Annotated in this window: 24 protein-coding genes; 7 read left to right on the top strand and 17 right to left on the bottom strand. The window is 59.0% G+C overall.

Features of this window, described 5'->3' with window-relative positions:
- Positions 1 to 32: 32 nt before the first annotated feature.
- Complete coding sequence (locus tag LPW13_RS16505) at positions 33 to 824, bottom strand: FKBP-type peptidyl-prolyl cis-trans isomerase (protein WP_230437089.1); 792 nt, start codon at positions 822 to 824, stop codon at positions 33 to 35.
- Between the two features lie 450 nt (positions 825 to 1274).
- Here LPW13_RS16505 and LPW13_RS16500 point away from each other — a divergent pair, with 450 nt between their 5' ends.
- Positions 1275 to 2297: a histidine kinase gene (locus LPW13_RS16500; protein ID WP_230437088.1), complete on the top strand. Its 1023-nt coding sequence runs from the start codon at positions 1275 to 1277 to the stop codon at positions 2295 to 2297.
- A gap of 6 nt (positions 2298 to 2303) precedes the next feature.
- On the opposite strand, the gene LPW13_RS16495 is transcribed toward LPW13_RS16500, so the two are convergent.
- Positions 2304 to 2912: a TIGR02444 family protein gene (locus tag LPW13_RS16495; protein WP_230437087.1), complete on the bottom strand. Its 609-nt coding sequence runs from the start codon at positions 2910 to 2912 to the stop codon at positions 2304 to 2306.
- 102 nt (positions 2913 to 3014) lie between these two features.
- Here LPW13_RS16495 and LPW13_RS16490 point away from each other — a divergent pair, with 102 nt between their 5' ends.
- Positions 3015 to 4928, top strand: coding sequence for an ATP-binding cassette domain-containing protein (locus LPW13_RS16490; protein WP_230437086.1), 1914 nt, complete (start codon positions 3015 to 3017; stop codon positions 4926 to 4928).
- Between the two features lie 47 nt (positions 4929 to 4975).
- Here LPW13_RS16490 and LPW13_RS16485 read toward each other — a convergent pair whose 3' ends face one another.
- The 7 genes from LPW13_RS16485 to ftsY all read right to left on the bottom strand — a co-directional run bounded on the left by LPW13_RS16485 (position 4976) and on the right by ftsY (position 12122).
- On the bottom strand, positions 4976 to 5833 hold the full coding sequence (locus LPW13_RS16485; RefSeq protein WP_230437085.1) for an outer membrane beta-barrel protein: 858 nt from the start codon (positions 5831 to 5833) through the stop codon (positions 4976 to 4978).
- 81 nt (positions 5834 to 5914) lie between these two features.
- Positions 5915 to 6652, bottom strand: coding sequence for a tRNA (guanosine(46)-N7)-methyltransferase TrmB (gene trmB, locus LPW13_RS16480; RefSeq protein WP_230437084.1), 738 nt, complete (start codon positions 6650 to 6652; stop codon positions 5915 to 5917).
- Between the two features lie 207 nt (positions 6653 to 6859).
- On the bottom strand, positions 6860 to 7237 hold the full coding sequence (locus tag LPW13_RS16475) for a DUF423 domain-containing protein (protein ID WP_230437083.1): 378 nt from the start codon (positions 7235 to 7237) through the stop codon (positions 6860 to 6862).
- Positions 7238 to 7508: 271 nt separating this feature from the next.
- Positions 7509 to 8363, bottom strand: coding sequence for an RNA polymerase sigma factor RpoH (rpoH, locus tag LPW13_RS16470; RefSeq protein WP_230437082.1), 855 nt, complete (start codon positions 8361 to 8363; stop codon positions 7509 to 7511).
- Between the two features lie 589 nt (positions 8364 to 8952).
- A complete protein-coding gene (ftsX, locus tag LPW13_RS16465; protein WP_230437081.1) occupies positions 8953 to 9960 on the bottom strand; it encodes a permease-like cell division protein FtsX in 1008 nt (335 codons plus the stop codon).
- The gene (ftsE, locus tag LPW13_RS16460; protein ID WP_230437080.1) at positions 9944 to 10627 is read right to left on the bottom strand and encodes a cell division ATP-binding protein FtsE; all 684 of its coding nucleotides are present in this window, start codon (positions 10625 to 10627) and stop codon (positions 9944 to 9946) included. The genes ftsX and ftsE overlap by 17 nt, the downstream gene beginning before the upstream one ends.
- Positions 10628 to 10850: 223 nt before the next feature.
- On the bottom strand, positions 10851 to 12122 hold the full coding sequence (gene ftsY / locus LPW13_RS16455) for a signal recognition particle-docking protein FtsY (RefSeq protein WP_230437079.1): 1272 nt from the start codon (positions 12120 to 12122) through the stop codon (positions 10851 to 10853).
- Between the two features lie 113 nt (positions 12123 to 12235).
- Here ftsY and rsmD point away from each other — a divergent pair, with 113 nt between their 5' ends.
- The 4 genes from rsmD to sugE all read left to right on the top strand — a co-directional run bounded on the left by rsmD (position 12236) and on the right by sugE (position 15625).
- Complete coding sequence (gene rsmD / locus LPW13_RS16450) at positions 12236 to 12838, top strand: 16S rRNA (guanine(966)-N(2))-methyltransferase RsmD (RefSeq protein ID WP_230437078.1); 603 nt, start codon at positions 12236 to 12238, stop codon at positions 12836 to 12838.
- A gap of 86 nt (positions 12839 to 12924) precedes the next feature.
- The gene (gene coaD, locus LPW13_RS16445; RefSeq protein WP_230437077.1) at positions 12925 to 13413 is read left to right on the top strand and encodes a pantetheine-phosphate adenylyltransferase; all 489 of its coding nucleotides are present in this window, start codon (positions 12925 to 12927) and stop codon (positions 13411 to 13413) included.
- 63 nt (positions 13414 to 13476) lie between these two features.
- Positions 13477 to 15279 (top strand): gamma-glutamyltransferase, encoded by a 1803-nt coding sequence (gene ggt, locus LPW13_RS16440; RefSeq protein ID WP_230437076.1) that lies wholly within the window; start codon positions 13477 to 13479, stop codon positions 15277 to 15279.
- 19 nt (positions 15280 to 15298) lie between these two features.
- Entirely contained in the window at positions 15299 to 15625 is a 327-nt protein-coding gene (sugE, locus tag LPW13_RS16435; RefSeq protein ID WP_230437075.1) for a quaternary ammonium compound efflux SMR transporter SugE, read from the top strand.
- 8 nt (positions 15626 to 15633) lie between these two features.
- Here the strand turns inward: sugE and LPW13_RS16430 are convergent, their stop codons facing one another.
- The 4 genes from LPW13_RS16430 to LPW13_RS16415 all read right to left on the bottom strand — a co-directional run bounded on the left by LPW13_RS16430 (position 15634) and on the right by LPW13_RS16415 (position 17054).
- Entirely contained in the window at positions 15634 to 16203 is a 570-nt protein-coding gene (locus LPW13_RS16430; RefSeq protein WP_230437074.1) for a disulfide bond formation protein B, read from the bottom strand.
- Between the two features lie 10 nt (positions 16204 to 16213).
- Positions 16214 to 16363: a DUF5993 family protein gene (locus LPW13_RS16425; protein ID WP_230439215.1), complete on the bottom strand. Its 150-nt coding sequence runs from the start codon at positions 16361 to 16363 to the stop codon at positions 16214 to 16216.
- Positions 16364 to 16450: 87 nt separating this feature from the next.
- Positions 16451 to 16591, bottom strand: a complete 141-nt coding sequence (locus tag LPW13_RS16420; RefSeq protein WP_230437073.1) for a hypothetical protein — start codon at positions 16589 to 16591, stop codon at positions 16451 to 16453.
- 79 nt (positions 16592 to 16670) lie between these two features.
- The gene (locus tag LPW13_RS16415) at positions 16671 to 17054 is read right to left on the bottom strand and encodes a hypothetical protein (RefSeq protein ID WP_230437072.1); all 384 of its coding nucleotides are present in this window, start codon (positions 17052 to 17054) and stop codon (positions 16671 to 16673) included.
- Between the two features lie 618 nt (positions 17055 to 17672).
- Between LPW13_RS16415 and LPW13_RS16410 the strand changes: the two genes are divergently transcribed.
- Positions 17673 to 20288, top strand: a complete 2616-nt coding sequence (locus LPW13_RS16410) for a TonB-dependent receptor plug domain-containing protein (RefSeq protein WP_230437071.1) — start codon at positions 17673 to 17675, stop codon at positions 20286 to 20288.
- Between the two features lie 125 nt (positions 20289 to 20413).
- Here the strand turns inward: LPW13_RS16410 and mutM are convergent, their stop codons facing one another.
- The 4 genes from mutM to radC form a co-directional block, all read right to left on the bottom strand.
- Positions 20414 to 21229, bottom strand: coding sequence for a bifunctional DNA-formamidopyrimidine glycosylase/DNA-(apurinic or apyrimidinic site) lyase (gene mutM, locus LPW13_RS16405; RefSeq protein WP_230437070.1), 816 nt, complete (start codon positions 21227 to 21229; stop codon positions 20414 to 20416).
- Positions 21230 to 21462: 233 nt separating this feature from the next.
- The gene (gene rpmG / locus LPW13_RS16400) at positions 21463 to 21618 is read right to left on the bottom strand and encodes a 50S ribosomal protein L33 (RefSeq protein WP_066960071.1); all 156 of its coding nucleotides are present in this window, start codon (positions 21616 to 21618) and stop codon (positions 21463 to 21465) included.
- A gap of 34 nt (positions 21619 to 21652) precedes the next feature.
- Positions 21653 to 21889 (bottom strand): 50S ribosomal protein L28, encoded by a 237-nt coding sequence (gene rpmB, locus LPW13_RS16395; protein ID WP_230437069.1) that lies wholly within the window; start codon positions 21887 to 21889, stop codon positions 21653 to 21655.
- A 512-nt stretch (positions 21890 to 22401) separates the two neighbouring features.
- Positions 22402 to 23076 (bottom strand): RadC family protein, encoded by a 675-nt coding sequence (gene radC, locus LPW13_RS16390; protein WP_230437068.1) that lies wholly within the window; start codon positions 23074 to 23076, stop codon positions 22402 to 22404.
- Between the last annotated feature and the right edge of the window lie 85 nt (positions 23077 to 23161).

Below are 23161 nucleotides of genomic sequence, written 5' to 3'. Positions count from 1 at the left end.
GGCCCCTTTTTTGATGCTTGCAGAGAAAACGCTTACTCGGTTTCGGTCTGCTCTTCCTCAACCGCTTCCTCTTCTGCCGCCGGCTCGTCGTCACTGACGTTCGCCTTGTGCAGTTCCACCTCGAAGATCAGGGTGGAATTGGGGCCGATCAGACCGCCTGCGCCGCCGGGGCCGTATGCCAGGTCAGAAGGAATATAAAGCTCCCACTTGGCGCCTTCCTTCATCAGCTGCAGCGCTTCGGTCCAGCCCTTGATCACACCGCCCACCGGGAATTGTACCGGCTTGCCATTTTTATAGGAGCTGTCGAATTCGGTTCCGTCGATCAGGGTACCCTTGTAGTCGACTTCCACTACACTCTCTGCGGTGGGACGCTCGCCGGAGCCCTCGGTAATCACCTTGTACTGCAGGCCGGAGTCGGTGGTCTGAACACCTTCTTTCTTGGCGTTCTCTTCCAGGAACTTCTTACCTTCTTCCAGGTTTTTATTCGCCGACTGTTCGAATTCCTGTTCCTGCTTGGCCATCATTTCTTTCTGCTTGGCCTGCATGTTTTCCTGGAAAACGGAGATTACCTGCTTCTTCTCGTCTTCACTGAGGCGCGACTCGCGCTCATTGGCGACATCATTCAGGGCCATGGCAACGATCTTGGGATCGAGGGCAACGTCCTGGGACTTCAGGCGAGTGGCCATATCTTCGGCAATGATGTAGCTGACTTTCTGCTCCTGGGTCTCCAGCTTGATATCCGCACTCTCGGCAGATTCCTGTTTGTTACAGCCGACCAGCGCGATGCCCAGTGCAACCGCAGCAGCCAAAGAAGTTTTTTTCATGAGAATTGTCTCTTTATTTCCGTGATGCATTGTTTCAGTTCGGGGTTTCAGTTCGGGCAGGGCGTCAGACCCCCCACCTGCCGTCGTACGCGTTGTACACCCAGATTCGCTCGCGCTTTGTGCTACAGATCACAGTTGAGTACTCGTCACTGCGCAATTCATGCCGGGCCAGCAGCGCTCAAGTCTAACCCATGGTGCACCCCGGTGCACAAGGGAGGGCACTGAGACGCGTAAACAACAGCCGAGTTCCGTTGGTGCAACGATCGATTGACAGCGATAAACAGCGGCTGGAAATGCAAAAAAAGCGCTGTGGGCAGGGATGCACTTCATAAATAACAGCGCTATTATCAGCGTTCAATCCGCGATATTTTCACTCCGCAGAGAGGTGGAACTGCAGGTGAGTTATCCGGCAATCGACCACTTCGAACAGCAACTTCAGGATTTTGACTCATGGCCGCCAAACGCAAATCCGTAGACTCCGTCGCCGATCTGGAAAAACAGATCGACAAGCTGACCACGCAACTCGACAAGGCCCGGGCCAAAGCCGTCGCTGATGCCGGTAAAGCCGTGCAGAAGGCAACCAAGGCACAGGCCGGCGCACAAACCAAACTGAAGAAAGCCAAAGACAAGCTGGCCAAAGCCCGCACCGCCGTCGGCAAAGCCAAAACCCCAGCGGCGAAAAAGACCGCTACCAAGCGGGTAGACACCGCCAAATCCGAGGTCACTAAGCTGGACAAAGCGGCACAGCAGGCAAGCGATGCCTTGCGCGAAGCCAAAGCCGCGGAGGCCGCTGCCAAACAGGCGGAAAAAGCCGCCAAGACCATTGAAAAAGCCGCAAAAGCGGCCACCAGAAAAGTGCTTGCGGCCAACAAGCCAAAGAAGAAAAAAGCGGCAAGCAAGACTACCGCGAGCAAGCCGGCCACCACGAAGAAGGCAGCAAGCAAAAAGGCCGCCAGCGCCAAGGCAACGCCCAAAAAGGCTACCGCCAAGAAGACAGCCGCCAGGAAATCTGCGGTAAGCAAATCTGGCGAAACCAAGACGGCCGCAAAAACCACAGCCAAGAAAGCAGCGACTAAAAAGGCGGCCGCAAACAAAGCTACAACGCCCAGATCCAGTGCCAAGCCCGCCACCAAAAAAGCGGCAGAAAAGCCAACAGCAGCGGCAAAAGCCAATGGCAGTAAGCCAGTGGCATCGACCAAACCGAAAGCGCCGGAGAGCAAACCCACTCCCCAGCCAGAACCCAAGGCTCAGTCGGAAGTAAAACCGACACCGGTCGCCGCCACATCGTCACAGCCGGTAATGGATAAAATGACCAATCCGGAGTCCACGCCAAAACCCATGGTGCCCGAGGCGAGTCCTTCTGCGGTAACCCCGGTTACGCCGACTATCACTCCCAGCACACCGGCCAAGAGTTTGTTTGCCACTGAGGAAAATCCGCACTACGGTCCCGAAGAGCACAAACACAAGCACTGAGTGCGATCAGTCGGCGGCACCTTCCGGGTGACCGCCGCTTTCGCCCCTTATGGCGCCATTCATGCTGCTCGCGCTGTCACGATACACCGAGTTTGCCTTATTGCCCGCGCTATAGGCATTGATCAGGCCCGCCCAGCGGGCCTGATCTTTTTGCAACAGTCCATACTGTTGCCCTGCGAGAGCCAATGCCGAGCGGTCTCCCGGCCAGTTCTCACCACCCAGCTTCCACAGTGCCGCCAACTGGCGCTGCTCCATTCGCAACTCACAGCGCTTGCACCACTCGTATATCCCCAGCTTCTTGTTCAAGCGCCCCAGTAGCCGCCGCATTCGCCGCATGCTGTTGATCATCCGCCGTCGCGGCGCCAGGCCGCGGTCTGCCACCCGCCAGCTCTCCTCGCTGAGCTGCCGCCCACAGGCGCTGATATAACTGGCCCACAGCAACAGGCAAACATCCGCACCTTTGCGATCCTGGCATTCAAGTAGAAAATCAGCCACCTGGGGCTGGGCATAAAAATCGAGGCTGAAGTCCCACAGCGGGTTTTCCAGCGATTTTTTTCCCGATGGCTGTTTTCCCGGTGAGTTGGCGGGCGATGATGGAGGTGCGGTTTCTGTCACGATAGAATCCCGGCGACTTGTTGCGTCGATAGCCTAGTTTAGGCAGGACAAACGCGAAATGGGAGCGCGCGTTCCCACCGATGAGATATATAGAGGTTTTCTTTGATCAATCTGCAAGGCGTCTCCCTGCAAGTGGGCGGACGCGATCTGTTGCGCAATGCCAATTGCCGTATTTTCCCCGGCCATAAGGTGGGGGTTATCGGTGCCAATGGTTGTGGCAAATCGACCCTGTTCAAGCTGCTGCTCAAGCAACTGGACAGCGATGCCGGCAGTATCGAGGTCCCCGCCGGCTGGGAAATCGCGCACATGGCTCAGGAAGTGGCCGCCAGCGATCAGAGCGCGCTGGACTATGTCCTCGACGGCGATCACCGCCTGCGCGCGTTGCAGCGCGATCTGGATACCGCCGAAGCCGATGGCGCCGACGGCAAACGTATTGCGGAATTGCACGAGCATATGGCCACTATCGATGGTTACAGCGGGCCCGCACGGGCAGCGCAATTGCTCGATGGTCTCGGCTTTTCCCACGACGAGCAACAGCGCCCGGTGAAAAGCTTTTCCGGTGGCTGGCGGATCCGTCTGAATCTCGCCCGCGCACTGATGTGCCCGGCGGACCTGATGCTGCTGGACGAGCCCACCAACCACCTGGACCTGGATGCCACCCTGTGGCTGGAACAGTGGCTACAGCGCTTTCCCGGTACATTGCTGATCATCTCCCACGACCGCGACTTCCTGGATGCGGTGGTGGATGGCATCGTCAGTTTCGAGCATCAGGAGCTGGTGCTGTACAGCGGCAACTACACCGCGTTTGAACGCACCCGGGCCGAGCGACTGGCACAACAGCAGATCGAGTACGAAAAGCAACAGGCGCAACGCGCGCACATGGAAGACTTCGTGCGCCGCTTCCGGGCCAAGGCCACCAAGGCCAAGCAGGCCCAGAGCCGTCTCAAGGCCCTGGATCGGATGGCGCAGATCGCCCCGGCCCATGTGGACTCCCCGTTCCGTTTTCGCCTGCCGTGCGCAGACAAAGTATCCAATCCGCTGATCGATCTGCGCGAGGCGGAGATCGGCTATCCGGGAAAGGCGGTACTGCACAAAGTTCAGCTGGGCATCCAGCCCGGACGCCGCATCGGCCTGCTGGGCCCTAACGGCGCCGGCAAGTCGTCGCTGATCAAAACCCTCGCCGGCGAACTGGCACCGCTCACCGGCGAGCGTCAGTGCGGCGAGCACCTGCGTATCGGCTATTTCGCCCAGCATCAGCTGGAGGCCCTGGACAGCAAAGCGTCCCCCATGCTGCACGTGCAACGGCTGTCCCCGGACGCCAGCGAGCAGGAAGTGCGGGACTTTCTCGGCGGCTACGGGTTTGTCGGAGATCGCGTGTTTGAGGCCGTAGGGGGCTTTTCCGGCGGCGAGAAGGCGCGGGTGGCGCTGGCACTGCTCGCATGGCAGAAACCCAACCTGCTGTTGCTGGATGAGCCCACCAACCACCTGGACCTGGAGATGCGCCACGCGCTGACCCTGGCGCTGGCGGAATTCCCCGGCGCGGTGATCCTGGTATCCCACGATCGCCACCTGCTGGCCAACACCACGGATGAATTCATTCTCGTAGCCGAAGGGCGCGCCGAGCTCTACGACGGCGACCTGGAGGACTACAAGCAGTGGCTGCTCAACTTCAACCGCGATAAAAAACGCCGGGAGGAAAGCGACACAGCGGCGGCCTCACAAGCGCAACCGGTAGAAGATAAAAAGACCCAGCGTCGCGCGGCTGCCGCACTGCGGGAACAGCTGAAACCGCTCACCAACCGCCTCAAGACCATCGAGCGCGACATGGCCAAAGCGGAAAAGACGGTGGCGGAGGTAGAGGAAAGGCTCGCCGACGAAGGCCTCTACGAAGGCGGCCAGCAAGACGAAATTGCACGCCTTACCCAGGTTCAGGGACAGGCGCGCGCCACATTGGACGAACTGGAAATGGAGTGGCTGGAAGTTTCCGAACAGTTGGAAGAAGCGCGCGGCGGCTGACACCGCGTCATTTTCATTCCGTGTAACGGTCTATGCGGTTTGCCCGCTTACTTAACGAAGTCCGCCGGATCGTAACCCTCACGCGGGCAACCGTCTTCGTTCACCGCCATGCCCATGGGAGTGTTCGGGCACTGGTCGAGGTAATCCGGAATACCGTCGCCGTCGCTATCGAGCGGGCAGCCGCGCTGGTCCACATCGATGCCGACCGGCGTCTGCGGACACTGATCCACATTGCTGTAAATACCATCACCATCCCAATCCCGCGGCTCCACCTCATCCTGCCACTGATAGCCGATGGCGAAGCTCACAAAACTGTCCAGGCCGCCTTCCTCAACGCCCTGGAATCCCCGCACATCCCCTCGCACCTGCCAGCGCGGCGCCAGTTCATATTTGACGCCGACGCCAAAGTTGACCATGGTTTGACGGCGGTGCCAGGAATCCGGGTAATCCCTGCGGTCGAAATTGTCTTCGTCGAGATAGCGATGGTTATCCTGGTTCACGCGCAATTCACCAGCGCCCACCACCACATAGGGCTGCCACTCCGGCACGCCGCAGAAACGCCCGGCAAACTGGAACAGCAGGTCGAAGTGGTAGTTTTCCACATCAACCTTCTGCCGGGTGCCGCCGACGTCGACACTGAAGTAGTCGTACACGCCTTCAATGGCCCAGCGATCGGTCAGGTTGTAGCCAAAGCCGATACCGCCACCGGGGCCGTCGTCGAGGTCGTAGTCGAAATAGGGGGTGCCATCGAGGCGTTTGTCGTCAAACCAGTACTGACCGCCGTTCAAATAGACGGTGAGCGTGCCCTCGCTGTCCGCCAGTGCAGGCGCTGTGGGAGCGAGGACGAGAAAGACGATAGCGGTTAACGCGCCCCTGACAGGGAAGAAGGTGCGGCTTTTTGTCATTGTTGCTCCGGAGTATCCGTTTACCGGCGGTAGTTCAGAAGATAGCACAGCGGGGCCTACACCCACTGTGCGGTGCTCTTCTTAAACTTTTTTGTACAAAAGATCCCACACACCGTGGCCGAGGCGCTCACCGCGACGTTCAAATTTGGTCTGCGGGCGGAATTCCGGACGCGGGGCGTAGTTTCCTTTGCCGGCGGTATTTTCCAGCATGTCTTCCGCTTCCAGGACTTCGAGCATGTGCTCGGCGTAGTTTTCCCAGTCGGTGGCCATGTGCATGAGACCGCCGGGTTTGAGTTTGCTGCACAGCAGTTTCACAAACTCGGGTTGTACGATACGACGCTTGTGGTGTTTCTTCTTGTGCCAGGGGTCGGGGAAGTACAGCTGGAAGCGGTCGAGGCTGGCGTCGGCGATACAGTCGTTCAGGACGTCGACGGCGTCGGCCATGTAGACGCGCAGGTTTTTGATGTCGTCTTTGCCGGCGTTGTTGATCAGGCGACCGACGCCGGGGGGATGGACTTCGATGCCGATAAAGTCTTTGTCGGTTTCGGCCTGGGCCATCTGCAGCAGGGAGTCGCCCATGCCGAAACCGATTTCCAGTACCAGTGGTGCTTGGCGGCCGAAGACTTCTTTGGGGTCGATGGGGCCATCAAACAGGGACAGGCCCAGGGGCCCCCAGTAATTGTCGAACGCGCGGCGCTGGCCTTCGGTCATGCGTCCGGCGCGGATCACGTAACTGCGGATGGATTTCTTTTTGTATTCGGTGCGGTAGGGGAAGTCTTCTTCCTCGCCGCCCTGATCGTTGGTGGGTTCTTCTTGCATCGTCTACCTCTGTGCTACCTCCACACTTTTGGGTGCTCCGTAGCTGGTGCTGGGGCGGCCGAGCACCGGGTATGGGTTTTCAGAACCGCGGTGAACCCATCCCTGGGCGCTGCGGCGCAAACATCCTGTTTGCGACGCTTCTGAAAACCCATCCCCGGCACTCGACCTTCGATTCTGGGTTCGGCGTATTTTATTACCGCCGTGTGCTTATTTGGTGTAACTGAGGGCGGCGATAAATAACGCTATCCAGCCGCCGATCATCAGGGTGCCGCCCAGGGGCGTGATCGGCCCCAGGATTCTCGGGCCGCCGAATGTCAGACCGTAGAGGCTGCCGGAAAAAAACAGGATACCGACCGCAAACAGCGCACCACTGACAATCAGGGAAGTTTTTGCGCCAAGCTGATGGATCAACATTGCAACGGCGATAAGCGCCAGCGCGTGGATCATCTGGTAATGCACACCGGTTTTATAGGCTTCCAGCAGGTTTTCCGCGACTTTGTTACGCAGGCCGTGGGCGCCAAAGGCACCGAGAACGACACCGGTGCCACCGAAAAATGCGGCGAGTAATAAATACAATTTAGCCATCAGCTATTTCCTTACCAATCGGCTTACGAAGTAAAACAGTTCAATGCGAAGGGGAGGTGCCGGGGATGGGTTTTCGGAAGCGTCGCAAACAGGATGTTTGCGCCGCAGCGCCCAGGGATGGGTTCACCGCGGTTCCGAAAACCCATACCCGGTGCCTTCCCGCCACTGAAAGAAATTCAAAGCGGAAACCACCAGGCTCAAACGACACTTCAGATACGAAAAAACCGCGCCATAAGCGCGGTTCTCGAGTCCGGTGTGGTTAGAAGGCGAATCAGGCCTCCATTGCCACCCGGACTTTTTTCATGGCGTTCTTTTCCAGCTGGCGGATACGCTCAGCGGAAACACCGTACTTGTCCGCCAACTCATGCAGAGTTGCCTTGGACTCACTCAACCAGCGCGCTTCAATGATATCGCGGCTGCGGTCATCCAGCTTCTCCATCGCCACCGTCAGATTATTGACGCTGGTTTCCTGCCAGTTGTCCTGCTCCAGGGTTGCCGCCGGATCGTAACGGCGATCTTCCAGGTAGTGCGCCGGCGCCTGCCAGGCAGAATCGTCATCATCATCTGCACCGGCATCGAACGCCGCATCGTGCGCAGACAGACGGCCCTCCATATCGTGCACATGCTGCACATCGACATTGAGTTCTTCCGCAACACGCTTGGCTTCCGCGTTGGTCAGCCACGCCAGCTTCTTCTTCTGGCCACGCAGATTGAAGAACAGCTTGCGCTGCGCCTTGGTGGTCGCGATCTTCACGATGCGCCAGTTGCGCAGGATAAACTCGTGAATCTCCGCCTTGATCCAGTGCACCGCAAAGGACACCAGACGGACACCCTTCTCAGGATTGAAACGCTTCACCGCCTTCATCAGACCCACGTTACCTTCCTGGATCAGGTCGCCCTGATTCAGACCGTAACCGGAGTAGGACTTGGCGATGTGCACCACAAAACGCAGGTGCGACATGACCAGCTGACGGGCAGCGTCGAGGTCTTCGTGATAATAGAGGTCCTCCGCCAGTTTCTTCTCTTCCTCGGCGGAAAGGACATCAAAGCCGCTGACTGTCTGGATGTAGGCGTTTAGGTTAGCGCCCGGAGACAGCGTGTGCATCGGCTGTAAACTGGTTCCCATTCAGGTCTCTCCTCAAAACTCTTGTTTGCCCCGTACTGCAGCAGCGCGCTGCGATTCCAGCCCGATGGCCTGGTCGGCGGCAGTGGCGTCAAACCGGCCCATAAGCGGCACCGGAACACCAAGTTGGCGAACAGTGTAGCACTCGCAGTCGGAAATGGAAGCCCACGAGCAGACACCACACAAACCGCGCCAGCCCTTGCAATACGGGCAATTAGAGCAGTTATCCACAGGGAAAGTTCCGGGCGGGGAGAGGGCTTTACAAATCTTGATTGACTTATTGGTCAATTTTAGATTGAAGGGCCAGATCTGCGCCCCGGGATAGTGGATGCGCTGCGCTTATCCACCCTACGGATTTCTCGAAACACCCATGGTTTATGCGAAGGGGGCGCGGTCGGGTACAGCTTTTCAGGAGCGTCGCAAACAGGATGTTTGCGCCGCAGCTTACATGGATGTATTCACAGCGGTCCTGAAAAGCTGTACCCGACCGCGGCCCCGCCAAGAAATGGCTTCAATGCGACGGCAGGCTCTGCGAGCGCTGGATCCCGGCTCAAGGCCGGGATGACGAAGGGATGGTAGGGAAGGGAGCGAATCAGCGTGGCTGGATTGCCGAAATGTGTCGCGCCACCGCCAGCCAGGCGCCGGTCAGCCCCAGCAGGGCCGCGCCACCGGCAAGCGCCACAAGATAGGTAACCCCAGGCCCATCCAGACGGAAGCCACTGCCATAGAGGTTCGCCAGCCCGCTTACCGGCCCCGCCAGCAACCAGACCCCGAGGCTCACCAGCAACCACGCAATCAACCCGCCGACCAGACCGTAAACCAACCCCGTATACAGGAAAGGCCGACGTACAAACGCATCCGTCGCCCCCACCAGCTTCACCACCAGAATCTCCTCACGGCGGCTTTCGATGTGCAGGCGAATACTGTTCACCACCACCAGCAACACCCCCAGCGCCAGCAGAAACGCCAGCCCCAGGCTCATGCGCTGGCCCAGCGCCGTCAGCTGCGCCAGCCGCTGTACCCAGGCCATATCCAGCACCACCGAATCCGTCAGCGCCGCCTCCCGCAAGCGCTCCGCCAACGTCTCCAGCGCCACACTGTCGGCACTGCCCGGCTGCACCAGCAACACCGCCGGCAACGGATTACTGCCCATCCCCGCCAGTGCATCACCCAGCCCGGACGCCTGCTGAAATTCCGCCAGCGCCTGCTCCGGCGAAATATACGTCACCCCCGCCACCAGCGGATCCGCACGCAGATCATCGGCAAACGACATCACCGCACTCACCTTGGCGCGCTTGTGCAAAAAAACCGAAATCTGCGGCTGACCATCCCAGCCCGCAACCGCGCGCTGGAAGTTGGTCAACCCCAACTGCAGCGCCGCCGGCAATGCCAGCGCAATCGCAATCACCAGCGCCGTCATGCCACTGGACATCGGCGAGGCAAAGAAACGCGCCCACGACTCGCGCCACATCTCCCGGTGGTGCCCCAGCCAGCTGCCCAGACGATCGCCGACACCGGTACGTGCGGCCACCGCACCCACACTGCGTTGTCGCTCCGCCGCCTGAGGCTGGGCCCTTCTGGTACTAGTACGCTGGTTCAAGGCTCGGATATCCGTCGTAGATCAATTGTCCCGCCTGCAGGGTCAGCACCCGCTGGCGCATGCGCGCAATCAGCTCCAGATCGTGGCTCGCAATCAACACCGTGGTGCCCACCCCGTTGAACTGCCGGAACAGCTGCATAATCTCCTCCGACAGCTTCGGGTCCAGGTTACCAGTAGGCTCATCCGCCACCAGCAGCGCCGGCTTATTCACCACCGCGCGTGCAATACCCACCCGCTGCTGCTCACCACCGGAGAGCACGATCGGGTTCTGCTTCTCCTTGTGCAGCAGCCCCACCTTATCCAGCGCCGCCCGCACCCGGCGGCCCACCTCGCGCTTGCTGCAGCCGGAAACCGACAGCGGCAGCGCGACGTTATCGAACACGCTGCGGTCAAACAGCAGCTGGTGATTCTGGAACACAATGCCGAGGTTGCGGCGGTAATAAGGGATCTGGCCGTTGCGCAGCCGATTGAGGTTCTGGCCACCGACAATAATGCTGCCGCGGGTAGGGCGCTCGATCGCGGTCAGCAGTTTGAGCAGGGTGCTCTTGCCGGCGCCGGAGTGGCCGGTGAGAAACACCATCTCCGCGCGCTCGATCTCCAGGCTCACGCGCCCCAGCGCGTCCTGCCCGGACTCGTAGCGTTTATTGACATTATCGAATTGAATCATGAGCGCGTTTTTGTTGTTTTTTGTTTCAGCAGCGGCACTTCGTTTTAGAACGCGCAGCACTTTGCGCGAAGGTACTGATACCGGGTACCGCTTTCTGAGACCTTCTAAAACAGGGATGTTTTAGAAGAGCCCCCAGGGATGGGTTCACGGCGTGTCTCAGAAAGCGGTACCCGGTAGCAGTGCCGCCACCAGGCCTTCCAAGTACGAGCCACAAAATCTGTTTCTAGTCTTGAGTCCGATTAAACAGTGCCGCGACAAAATCTTTCGCCACAAACGGCTGCAGGTCTTCCGACTGCTCCCCCACACCGATAAAGCGTACCGGAATCCCCAGCCGCTGCGCCAGGGCAAAGATCACACCCCCCTTGGCGGTGCCATCGAGCTTGGTCAGCACCAGCCCCGAAACCCCCGCAGAATCCTTGAAAGTCTCCGCCTGGGAAAGCGCGTTCTGACCGGTACCCGCATCCAGCACCAGCAGCGTTTCGTGGGGCGCACTGTCATCCAGCTTGCCCATCACCCGGCGCACCTTCGACAACTCCTCCATCAGATTGGACTTGTTATGCAAGCGCCCGGCGGTATCCGCAATCACCACATCCACACCGCGGGACTGGGCCGACTGGATCGCATCGAAGATCACCGATGCACTGTCCGCGCCCGTATGCTGGGCCACCACCGGTACATTGTGACGCTGGCCCCATACCTGCAGCTGCTCCACCGCCGCCGCGCGGAATGTATCCCCCGCCGCCAGCATCACCGACTTGCCCTCATTCAGGTAGCGGTGCGCCAGTTTGCCGATGGTGGTGGTCTTGCCGACGCCATTGACGCCCACCACCAGGATCACAAACGGCTTCTTGCCCGGATCAATGGCGAGCGGCGCCTCAACCTTATCCAGCAACCCGGCCAGCTCCTCCTGCAGCGCTCCGTATAAGGCCTCGCCATTGGAGAGTTCGCGGCGAGAAACCCGGTCGGTAAGACGGTCGATAATCTCGGTGGTGGCATCCAGGCCAACGTCCGCCATCAGCAGCTGGGTCTCCAGCTCCTCCATCAGGTCTTCGTCGATTTCCTTGGCGCCCAGGAACAGGTTGCCCATGCCTTCGGCAAACTGGCTGCTGGTGCGGGACAGGCCGCGACGGATGCGGGCGAAGAAGCCCTCTTTTTTGGGTTTCTCTTGAACCTGAGGCGCAGCCGCTTGTACCTGAGGCGCAGGCACGGGTTCGGCCTCAGGCTGCGGAGGTTCTACTGATTTGAGCCCCTCTTGCTCAGGCTCTGCAGGCGCAACCGGCTCGGCATCGGACACCGCATCGGGCTTGTCCGCTGATTCGTCAGGCGCTTCCGCGGCCTCCGGTTCGGCCGGGGCCTCGGCTGGCGCAGACTCTGCAGACACCTCACCGTCTTGGGCCTGAGACTCCCCGGTCTCAGGGGTTTCGTCGCCGTTCTCAACAGGCTCGGCGGCTTCGTCGGGCTTGGGCTTTTTCTTGCGCAGGAAATCAAAAATCATGGTGGTGTAAAATCACTGGCTGCTTGCGCCGACATTGCCGGCGGCGAGTATTGGGAAGGCGCAGATTTTACACTGCCGCCGCCATCGCACACGAGTCCAATATAGAGAATACCTTGCCCAGACCACGCAAACCCAACACATCCCGGGGCCAGACAGCTCCAGCCACCAGCCAGTTGCGCATCATCGGCGGCCGTTGGCGGGGCCGCAAACTGGCCTTCGCCCCGGTGGCGGGGCTTCGCCCCACTGGCGATCGGCTGCGGGAGACCCTGTTCAACTGGCTGCAGTTCCAGCTGCCCGGCGCGCGCTGCCTGGACTTGTTCGCCGGCTCCGGTGCCCTCGGGCTTGAGGCCCTGAGCCGCGGTGCCGGCTCGGTGGATTTTGTCGAGCTGCACCGGGGCGCGGCGCAGACCCTGCGCCAGCAGCTGGATCTGCTGCAGGCAGACAACGCCCGCGTGCACAATTGCCCGGCGGAGATGTTTCTCGCCCAGGCGGGTAGGGAGCAGGCGGCGTTCGATCTGGTGTTTATCGATCCCCCCTTTGCCGGGGACCTCTGGCAGGACACGATTTCACAGCTATCTGCAGCTTCTCTGCTGACCGACAATGCACGGATCTATATCGAATCGCCAAGAGACAAATCCGTGCCGGTGCCCCCGGGCTGGCAGCTGGAGAAAGAAAAGCAGGCCGGGCAGGTCTGCATGCGGCTGTTTTCTCTTTAAATCGGCGCCATTCGGCGCAATTTTGAGCCCGGAGGCTAAATTGTTTAAGATGCGCGTCCCCTCTGGCCGGCTAGGCGATTTGGCATATGAAGAAAGTGGTTTACCCGGGGACCTTTGACCCCATTACCAATGGTCACCTGGACCTCGCGGAACGGGCCTGCCGCCTGTTTGATCATGTAGTGGTCGCAGTTGCCGCCAGTACGCGCAAGAACCCGCTGTTTACCCTCGAAGAACGGGTAGAACTGGCACAGAAAGAGCTCGCACATCTCGACAACATCGAGGTGATCGGCTTCGATATCCTGCTCGCCGATCTGGTGCGTCAGCTGGACGCCCACGGTGTGGTGCGCGGCCTGCGCGCGGTATCCGACTTCGAGTACGAGTTCCAGCTTGCCAATATGAACCGCCAGCTGGCACCACAGATGGAAAGCCTGTTCCTGACCCCGGCGGAACACCTCTCCTACATTTCCTCTTCCCTGGTGCGGGAAATCGCCTCCCTGGGTGGCGATGTGACCAAGTTCGTGCCCCCCTCTGTGCAACAGGCGCTGGCGGAGAAATTCAACCAGAAGACCCCCTGACCGAATTTCTTCTTCGGGTCTGATACACTCGGGCAGCTGTATTCCATACCGGAGCTGCCCGTTGTGAACACCTCTCTCCTCTCATCCCTGTATCCACGCACTTCACTGCGTGCCTTTTTCCGCACCTGCTCGCTCGCCTGCGCGCTGGCGGTCTCCGTGCCCACGTTTGGCACCGCACCGTCACAGCAAGTCACGCAACAGGAAATACAGCCAGAGGTGGCCACCGGGCGCACGGAAATCAAATCCGCCACCGCCAGCGACTACATGGCAGTCACCGCCAATCCCCACGCCTCTGCGGCTGCGGAACAGATCCTCGCCCGCGGCGGCACCGCAGTGGATGCAGCCATCGCCGCGCAACTGGTGCTGGGCCTGGTAGAACCACAGTCCTCGGGCATCGGCGGTGGTGCTTTCATGCTGAGCTACCGCGCCGATCGGGAAAAGCTCTACTACTACGACGGCCGCGAAACCGCGCCCATGGCGGTGGACGAAAACTACTTTATCCGCGACGGCAAGCCCCGCGGTTTCTTCGACGCGGTGATCGGCGGCAACTCGGTGGGCGTTCCCGGGGTGATGCGCATGCTCGAACTCGCCCACCAGCGCGACGGCAAGCTACCGTGGAAGGAGCTGTTCCAGCCCGCCATCGCCCTCGCCGAAGAAGGCTTTGAAATCTCCCCGCGCCTGCGCGAGCTACTGATCCGCATGCCGCGAGTCGCTGTGCGCCCGGCAATCCGGGATTACTTCTTCGACGCCGACGGCGAACCCCTGGCCGTCGGTCACCTGCTGAAAAATCCCGACTACGCCCAAACCCTGCGCATACTGGCGGAGCAGGGCACCAAGCCGTTTTACCAGGGCGAGATTGCTGAAGCGATTGTAGAGGCGGTGCGCAACGACCCGGAAAACCCCGGGGTGATGACCCGCGAGGATATGGCAGATTACCGGGCGAAGGTGCGCGAGCCCCTGTGCAGCACCTTTCTGACCTACCGGGTATGCGGCGCCGCGCCACCGTCTTCCGGCGGCACCACTGTGGGCGCCATTCTCGGCATGCTGCAGCACACACCCATGGCACAATTCCAGGTGGGCAGCGCCGAACTGACGCACCTGTTTACAGAGGCCTCGGAACTGGCCTTTGCCGACCGCAACACCTACAGCGCCGATGCGGATTTCGTCGAGGTGCCCACCCAGGCCATGGTGGCGCCGCACTACCTGGCCCAGCGCGCCAAACTGATCAACCTGGAATCTGCGCAACCCGCGCGCCCCGGGGTACCCGGTGAGTTTTCCGATCGTCGGATCAAGGCGAAATCCCCGGAAATGCCTAATACCAGCCACCTGTCGATCGTGGACAAGTACGGTAACGGTGTAAGCATGACCACCAGCATCGAGACCGGCTTCGGCTCACGGCTGCTGGTGAAAGGCTTCCTGCTGAACAACCAGCTGACGGATTTCTCCTTCGTGCCCATCAATGCGGACAAACAGCGGGTCGCCAATCGGGTACAGCCGGGCAAACGTCCGCGTTCGTCCATGTCACCGACTATCGTATTCAACGAGGACGGCAGCCTGCGACTGCTGGTGGGCTCCCCCGGCGGCTCGCGCATTATCGACTACACCGCCCGCACCATCCTCTACCACTTGGGCAAAGGCATGCCCATCGCCGAAGCCATTGACGCCGGCAATATCGGCGCGATCGGTTACCGGGTGGAAGTGGAGCCGGAAACACTCACCGATTCAGCAGTGAAAAAGCTGGAGGCCATGGGCCACAAGGTGGTACGGAAAGAATTGAACAGCGGTATTCACGCCATCGCGCTGATGGGGGGAAAACTGCACGGCGGCGCCGATCCGCGCCGGGAAGGTAGTGCACTGGGGCGCTAATAAAGAGGTACTTACTGAGATGGCCAATCCCTGGTTTTTATTGCTAATCGCCGGTCTGCTGGAAATCGCCTGGGCCATCGGTCTCAAATACACTCAAGGCTTCAGCAAACCGCTGCCCAGTGTACTGACCGTCATTGCCATGATCGCCAGCTTTTATTTTCTCGCCCAGGCCCTGAAGACCATTCCGGTGGGCACCGGCTACGCGGTGTGGACCGGCATCGGCGCCGTGGGCACAGCGATCCTCGGTATCGCGCTGTTTGCCGAGTCCACCGCACTGCCACGGCTCGCGTGTATCGGATTGATTGTGGCGGGGATTATTGGATTGAAATTGACTGCCCCTGCATGAGCCCGGGGTCAGCCCGGCAGCCACAGATATTCCGTCGGATTGTCCGGGCAGGGCCCCAAACCGCACTCCACCAATGTCGACAGCACATTCAGCACCAGAATCACCAGAAAACTGAACCCCGCCAGTCTGCCCAGCCACCCGGGCTCGCGCGGGGTATTGGCAGCTTCTTTCAGTTTCATGCCATCAATCAGCAGCATTCCGCCGAGAAACAGCGCAAGCGCAAAAAAAGCCACCAAAGCCCAGGTATAGAAGTGCATGCCGAGAAAAGGCGAACCGAAGCCGGGATCGCCAGGGGCGATATGCAACAACACCTGACGCGCGGAAGAGACCATACCCGCGAGCGCCGAGATCAGGGCGATACCATAGTGTGCCGGGCGACTGCCGAAGCACACATTCAGCAGCAGCCCCAGCCCTACCATCACAAATGCCGCCCGCTGTAGCAGACACAGGGGACAGGGCAGTTCGTGCAATACCAGCTGCCAGATAAACGCGAACCAGAGAATACCGCTGACGCCCAGCAAGCCGAGGGCATTGAGACAATCGGACCAGCGGCCGAGACCGGTTACAGGGTACGTCACAACGCGCCTCCTACAGGGAAATCTTCAGCGAATCGGTCATGTGGTAGAAGCACCAGGCCACATAAATCATCGCCGTCACCGCCCACCAGCCCATTGCGGCGCATCGACGCCCGCGCCAGCAGTACCACGCAGACACAAGTGCAGTGAGGAATGGCAACATCATAATCATCGGTGAGTCCCGAAATGGAATATTGGACTCAAACTTAAGGTGATACTGGGTGAATTCCCAATCAACGCAGATATTTACTCAATACCAGTCGTCCAGAAAATTTTCAAAATACTCACCGAACCACACATCCGCAAAAGTACAGCCATACAACAGGCCGGGACGTCTGCCGTAATTGACCACCGGCGCGCCCGGCACCTTCACCATTCTCAGTATTTTCATGGTGTCACTCTCAATGCTCCGGCGGAATCCAGCGGTAGTGAATCACTGCAGCATAAATCGGGCTCGGGGAATTTTTTGCTTAAACCCAGTGGTCTCCGTTGCTTCCATTCAGGGTGACTCCATTACGAAAATCTTCTTCGGTAAACTTCACTAGCTGCGAGGCAACAATATTCCTATCATTTTCTGATGGAACCGCCTTTAGTAAGAAAAACTCAATATGATCTGACAGGTCATCATTTTTATCCCGCATCAGATAACTCGCTCTGACACCCAATCCGCACAGACTAAAACGAGCAGTCGCGCTGCTACCACCTTTAAAGGTTGCGCTATATTCTCCCTTATTTGGTTCGAAGTATTCTTCGATGAGATTTTCAGAATCTGAAAACAGAGCCCTGGGTGTAGTCGAATCTGGGCATTCACTCGCTAACAAACTTGATGACACGACGTATAGAACAGTCGCCACCAAGCCTTTTCATAACGGCATAACTTCTCCACTACGGTTAAATAACTTTCAGATGGATCTGATTCTATGCGCAATATCGGCGTCGCTCTACGTCGAGTACCACATGGAGGTCGACCAAAAAAGCCCCGCCCTATAAAGAAGGAGATACCTACCTCAGCGGAAATGAAATAAGCGACATGATTGATCCGATAGTAGAAAATGCCTTTATAATTTATGTAATACTGATCTTATTAAGCAGTGCAAAAATTTCTTTATAGAAAATCATTCCTCAATACTCTGCCAGCAAAATTGGTACGACTGTTTCACTTCCAGATAACAAACTAACTGCGAAGTCTTTTCTGTCCTCGGTACTGGCAGCGAGGACAAAGTAGGTATTGCGCTGACCGATGATCGGGTCGCGGATGGTATCCGGGCTGGCGAATTTCGAAGGCTTTTATCTTCCTTTCCTTACGATAAATCCAATTTTCGACGGCTGGCGCGAGATCCACCTCCACTAATGCCGACTGATTCTCATCTCATCGTGCGCTGATTGTTCACTTTTCCGGTCGTTGCTAGTGTTGATCGCGACCGTGAAACGGTCACCAGGAAATAATCAAAATAAATAGAAGGTCGACAATTATGCACAAGCAATTTTTTCGTCGCCGCGCACTTGCCATGGCAGTACTCAGTGTGACGGTAGGAGCCTCTCAGCATTCGCTCGCACAACAAGAGGCGGCCATGGAGGAAGTCGCCGTGGTCGGTTCACGCATTTCACGCAACGCCGAATTTGAAACCGCCACCCCCATTCAGGTGGTAGACCGGGAGTCGCTGGAAAAATCCGGTTACACGAACCTGCAGCAGATGTTTGAAAAGCATCCGGCGGCGGGCAATGGCACCTTCTCCACTCGCGGCAACAACCAGGATTCCACCGCCAACGGCGCCGCAGCGGTCAGCCTCCGGGGTATGGGCGCAGACGCCACACTGGTGCTGATCAATGGCCGCCGCGTGGCAATCAGCGCTTTTGCCGAGGGCATTACCACCAATTTTGTCGACATCAACACCATTCCGTTAGCCGCCATCGAACGCGTGGAAGTACTGAAGGATGGCGCTTCTGCGATTTACGGGTCCGACGCCGTCGCCGGCGTGGTCAATCTGGTACTGCGCGAGGATTTTGAGGGCGCCGAGGTATCGGTCGATTACGGCGGTGCAGATGGCTATGACGAGCAGTCGACCTCCGCCATCTGGGGCGTCAGTGGCGATGATGCCAATCTCACGTTGATTTTCGACCACCAACGCAACTCGACGTTGAGCAGCACCGAGCGCCCCGGGCTGGATACCGCCAATCAGTCTGCCCGGGGCGGTATGGATTTCCGTTCATCGCGCGGCTATCCGGGCTATTTCGTCGTCGACGGCGTTTCCACCATCGACCCGAACTGTCCACCGGACAGCACTCTCGGCCAGATATGTGCCTACGACTACGGGCCCTGGACACTGTTGACCCCAGAGGCGGAGCGCACCGGTGTGATGGTACTGGGCAACACCCAACTGAGCGATCAAGTCGAATTTTTCACCGAAGTGGCCTTCCAACACAATACCTCCATCGCGCAGGGCGCGCCGACGCCCTTGGACGAGAGTGCCGCGCTCACGGTACCGGTCAATCACCCGGACAACCCGTTCGCCGGTGCCAGCAGTATCGACATCGGCCGCTACCGCACTGTCGACGCCGGTGCCCGACAGTGGGACATCGAGACCGACAATATTCGCGGCGTCTTTGGCCTGCGCGGTAACGTGGCCGACTGGAACTGGGAGGCATCGGTACAACGTTCGCGCAGTGAATCCACCCAGACCGGCGACCGCAGCCAGGGTTGGGTACGCACCGACAAGCTCCAGCAGGAAATTAATGCCGGCCGTTACAATCCCTTCGGCGGCGTGCAAAATCCGGAATCGGTCATCGACGCGATTACCACTAGTCTTGTGCGGCAGGGCAAGTCCCAACTGACCAGTGCCAATTTCACCGTAGACGGCACACTGGTCGACACCAGCAACGGCGCCATCGCCATGGCCGCAGGTATCGAGCGGAGGGAAGAGGTGGCCTCGGACATTCCCGACGATCAGTTCCAGCGCGGTCTTATCTTCGGTACCGAATCCGTTTCCGCACAGGCCAGCCGGGATATCAACTCGGCATTTGTGGAACTCGCCGTGCCGCTGCCGGCCAACCTTGATTTGACGCTCGCGGGCCGCTATGACGATTACAGCGATTTCGGCTCCACAACCAACCCCATGGCGAACCTTTTATGGACTGCCACCGATATGCTTTCGCTGCGCGCTTCCTGGGGTACCGGCTTTCGCGCCCCCTCACTGGCGCAGATCGGCCTGGGCCCGTCAGAGGAATCCATTTTTTTCAAGGACACCTACGGTTGCGATATCAATTCCGCCTACTGCGCCAGCACCGATTACAATATCGTCTTTTCCGGTAACCCGGATCTTGAGGCCGAAGAATCCGAGTCTTTCAACCTCGGTGCGGTGCTGAAGCCACTGGACACCATGCAGGTATCGCTGGATATCTGGCGCATTACCCAGGACGGCAAGATTGACGATGTACCATTTGGCTACCTCTACCGGCTCAACTGCAACGACCAGAACAGCAGCGTCTGTATTCGCTCCGAGCCGCTGCCGGGTGAGTCCCTGGGCGCGTTGCAGTCCATCGACAGCGGCTTTATCAATATTGGCGAACAATCAGTGTCCGGCGTGGACCTGAGCATGGTTTATTCTGGCATGCCGATCGCCGGCGGCGACCTCGGCCTGCGGCTCGACTACAGTTATCTGATGGAGTTCGAGCGGGTGGAGCTGGATTCCTCCGGTGAGAATTTCCTGAGCCGCGACCTGGCTGGTGAGTACGAGTATCCCGAACACCGCTGGTCGGCTTCGGCAGACTGGGCGCGGGACAACTTCGCTTTCACTCTGGGTCTGAACTATATCGGTGAATTTGAGGATACGCCGGATATCGACTTCGACGGCACCCTCGACTACGACAGTAACCGTTCCCGTATCGTCGATTCATTTCTGACCTTGAGCCTGCAGGCGCGGTATACCGGCTTTGAAAATATGGTGCTCAGCCTGGGCGCCGACAACGCACTGGACGAGGAGCCCCCCTTCGCGATCGGTGATGGTGATTCGGATCTGTATGGCTACGTTTCCAGCCAGCACGATCCGCGCGGCCGGTTTGTTTATGGCAAGATGGCTTACAGCTTCTAGTGAGCGATGCCTGTAACACCTGTAACAAAGGGAGAGCCTCTGCTCTCCCTTTTTCTTTCCCTTTAAATAATGGCTGTCAGGAGTTATCGGAATAACGGCCGAGAGTTATCTCTGCCCAATTTCTTTTAGCGCTGACAGCGAGGACAAAAGAAGGTATTGCGCTGACCGATAATCTGTTCGCGAATAGTGCCCGGGCAGCGGGGGCAGGGCTGGCCGGCGCGACCGTAGGCGTTCAGTTGCTGGGCGAAGTAGCCGGGCTTGCCGTCGCCGCCGACGAAGTCCCGCAGGGTGGTGCCGCCCTGTTGGATGGCGTGACCGAGGACGGTTTTGATGGCCTCTACCAAACGCGCGTAGCGCGGGCGGGAGATTTTGCCGGCGGGGGTCTGGGGACGGATGCCAGCCATGAATAGGGCCTCTGAGGCGTAGATGTTGCCGACGCCGACGACGATGCGGCCGTCCATGATGAAGCTTTTGACCGGCGCGCGACGGCCGCGGGAGGCGTAGTACAGATAATCTGCGTGGAAGTCTTCGCTCAGGGGTTCGGGGCCGAGATGGGCGATGAGTGCGTGGCTGGCGATGTCGTCGGTGGTCCACAGCAGGGCGCCGAAGCGGCGGGGGTCGTGGAAGCGCAGGCGCTGGCCGCTGTCGAGGAGCCAGTCGATATGGTCGTGTTTTTCCGGGGGCAGGTTGCCGTCGACGATGCGCAGGCTGCCGGACATGCCCAGGTGCCAGATGGCGAGGCCTTTGTCGGTTTCCACCAGCAGGTATTTGGCGCGGCGGTCGAGGCGCTGGATGCGGGCACCGCGGATCTTGCGGGCAAAGTCGGCGTCCACCGGCCAGCGCAGGCTGTGCTGGCGGATTTCACACAGTTTTACCTTGCGACCCTCAAGATGGGGAGCGAGGCCGCGTTTGGTGGTTTCTACTTCTGGGAGTTCAGGCATCTACAGGTATCCGGGCAACCACTAGATAGCTTTGTGGCGGTCACGCTACCGGTAAAAGGTTGCGGGACACGCCGTAAACCCATCCATGGGGGCTCGGCTGCGGCCATCCAGGCCGCAGACGGTCCCGCAACCTTTTACCGGTATCGCGACCTTCAATTCGAACTACTTCACTTCGGACAGACACAAAAAAGCCCGGAAAACCGGGCTTTTTCGCGAACCAGCAAGGCAATCAATTACTTGATTTTGCCTTCCTTGTACATAACGTGCTTGCGAACAACGGGATCGTATTTTTTGATCTCCATTTTCTCAGGCATGTTGCGCTTGTTCTTGTCAGTGGTGTAGAAGTGGCCGGTGCCGGCGCTGGAATTCAGGCGAATCTTGTCACGCATTGTTCTTTCTCCGTTCTGCTCGTATCAGCAGTGATTAAACTTTTTCGCCGCGCGCACGCAGCTCGGTCAGTACGGTATCGATACCTTTCTTATCGATAACACGCATGCCTTTCGCGGATACACGCAGTTTAACGAAGCGCTTCTCAGCTTCCACCCAGAAACGGTGGGATTGCAGATTCGGCACGAAGCGACGCTTGGTGCGGTTTTTAGCGTGAGAAACATTGTTTCCGGTTACCGGGCGTTTACCGGTTACCTGACATACCTTGGACATCTGATTGGCCTCTTTAAAACTCTCATGCCCTCCGCACGCGAGCGGGGCGGGGACTAAATTCGGTAATCCAGCGCGACCGCGGGATCTGTACAGAATCTGGCCCGGCCGCAAAGAGCGGCGTTTTATACCAGAACACCCTGTGTGGGGCAAGTTTTGACCAGCGTTTTTGCTGTCTGGTCGGCCATTTTTGGTCGCCGACTAACCGGCCGCTGAATTGAACGTCAAATGATACGCGGCACAGCGGTCAAAACGAAGGATGGGGGCCGGGTGTGGCATTTCAGGAGCATCGCAAACCAGTTAGATAGAAGGTGCCACCTCTCACCGGCCGAAGCTCTCAAGCTCAAAGTGAAGACGAAGCGCTGGGTGGGAGGTCTCGGAACCGTCGGCAACAGGGACGTTGCCGACGGAGCGTACAGGGATGTATTCGCAGGGGGGCGCCTAGCTCGGTTCCGAGACCTTCCACCCAGTGATTCGGCGCCACAATAGGTGGGACGGAGCAACGCACTAGAAGCCTACAAAAGCCCCTGCTCGGCAAATGACCAGCCATTCCCTTCTCCCACGATCAGGTGATCCAGCACCCGGATATCCACCAGTGCCAGCGCATCTTTGAGCCGCTCGGTGATGTGGATATCCGCCTGGCTGGGCTCGCTAATCCCCGATGGGTGGTTGTGCGCCAGGATCACCGCCGCTGCGCCCCTTGCCAGCGCCGCTTGCACCACCTCCCGCGGATAGACACTGGCCGCGTTCAGAGTGCCCTCAAACAGCTCCTCATAGGCAATCACCCGGTGTTGGCTATCCAGAAACAGACAGCAGAACACCTCCCTGGTGCGATGACGAAGCTGCGCGGACAGATAGTCACGCACCGCCTGGGGACTGGTCAGGGCATCCGAGCGTTTCAGATCCTCTGCCAGATGTCGTCGGCCCATCTCCAGCACCGCCTGCAACTGCACAAACTTCGCGTCTCCCAGCCCCTTGCCGGCACAGAATGCCCGACGGTCCGCCTCCAGCAACGGCCGCAGACCACCGAAATCCGCCAACAGCTGGCGCGCCAGGTCCACCGCCGATACCCCCGGCAGCCCGGTGCGCAGGAAGATCGCCAGCAGTTCCGCGTCCGACAGCGCCGCCGCACCTTTCTCCAACAGCTTTTCCCGCGGACGCTCCTGCGCCGGCCAGTCCGTAATCGCCATAAACTGCCTCCTTCCGTGGATAAGTAATTACTCGCTTTCCCTGCGAGACCGAGCGGACATATTGCCCGCCGCGCTAAAATGGTAA

Source organism: Microbulbifer celer (assembly GCF_020991125.1).
GTDB classification, from domain to species: Bacteria; Pseudomonadota; Gammaproteobacteria; order Pseudomonadales; family Cellvibrionaceae; genus Microbulbifer; species Microbulbifer celer.
Note: the sequence above shows the minus strand (reverse complement) of the source record. Positions and strands in the feature narration are given on the sequence as shown.

What these genes read in the sequence shown, in the direction of transcription:
- LPW13_RS16420 (WP_230437073.1), bottom strand. Translation starts at nt 16,591, where the DNA reads ATGAAAATACTGAGAATGGTGAAGGTGCCGGGCGCGCCGGTGGTCAAT.
- rpmB (WP_230437069.1), bottom strand. Translation starts at nt 21,889, where the DNA reads ATGTCCAAGGTATGTCAGGTAACCGGTAAACGCCCGGTAACCGGAAAC.
- LPW13_RS16475 (WP_230437083.1), bottom strand. Translation starts at nt 7,237, where the DNA reads ATGGCTAAATTGTATTTATTACTCGCCGCATTTTTCGGTGGCACCGGT.
- trmB (WP_230437084.1), bottom strand. Translation starts at nt 6,652, where the DNA reads ATGCAAGAAGAACCCACCAACGATCAGGGCGGCGAGGAAGAAGACTTC.
- mutM (WP_230437070.1), bottom strand. Translation starts at nt 21,229, where the DNA reads ATGCCTGAACTCCCAGAAGTAGAAACCACCAAACGCGGCCTCGCTCCC.
- coaD (WP_230437077.1), top strand. Translation starts at nt 12,925, where the DNA reads ATGAAGAAAGTGGTTTACCCGGGGACCTTTGACCCCATTACCAATGGT.
- ftsE (WP_230437080.1), bottom strand. Translation starts at nt 10,627, where the DNA reads ATGATTCAATTCGATAATGTCAATAAACGCTACGAGTCCGGGCAGGAC.
- rpoH (WP_230437082.1), bottom strand. Translation starts at nt 8,363, where the DNA reads ATGGGAACCAGTTTACAGCCGATGCACACGCTGTCTCCGGGCGCTAAC.
- LPW13_RS16505 (WP_230437089.1), bottom strand. Translation starts at nt 824, where the DNA reads ATGAAAAAAACTTCTTTGGCTGCTGCGGTTGCACTGGGCATCGCGCTG.
- sugE (WP_230437075.1), top strand. Translation starts at nt 15,299, where the DNA reads ATGGCCAATCCCTGGTTTTTATTGCTAATCGCCGGTCTGCTGGAAATC.
- rpmG (WP_066960071.1), bottom strand. Translation starts at nt 21,618, where the DNA reads ATGCGTGACAAGATTCGCCTGAATTCCAGCGCCGGCACCGGCCACTTC.
- ftsY (WP_230437079.1), bottom strand. Translation starts at nt 12,122, where the DNA reads ATGATTTTTGATTTCCTGCGCAAGAAAAAGCCCAAGCCCGACGAAGCC.
- radC (WP_230437068.1), bottom strand. Translation starts at nt 23,076, where the DNA reads ATGGCGATTACGGACTGGCCGGCGCAGGAGCGTCCGCGGGAAAAGCTG.
- LPW13_RS16425 (WP_230439215.1), bottom strand. Translation starts at nt 16,363, where the DNA reads ATGTTGCCATTCCTCACTGCACTTGTGTCTGCGTGGTACTGCTGGCGC.
- LPW13_RS16485 (WP_230437085.1), bottom strand. Translation starts at nt 5,833, where the DNA reads ATGACAAAAAGCCGCACCTTCTTCCCTGTCAGGGGCGCGTTAACCGCT.
- LPW13_RS16500 (WP_230437088.1), top strand. Translation starts at nt 1,275, where the DNA reads ATGGCCGCCAAACGCAAATCCGTAGACTCCGTCGCCGATCTGGAAAAA.
- LPW13_RS16410 (WP_230437071.1), top strand. Translation starts at nt 17,673, where the DNA reads ATGCACAAGCAATTTTTTCGTCGCCGCGCACTTGCCATGGCAGTACTC.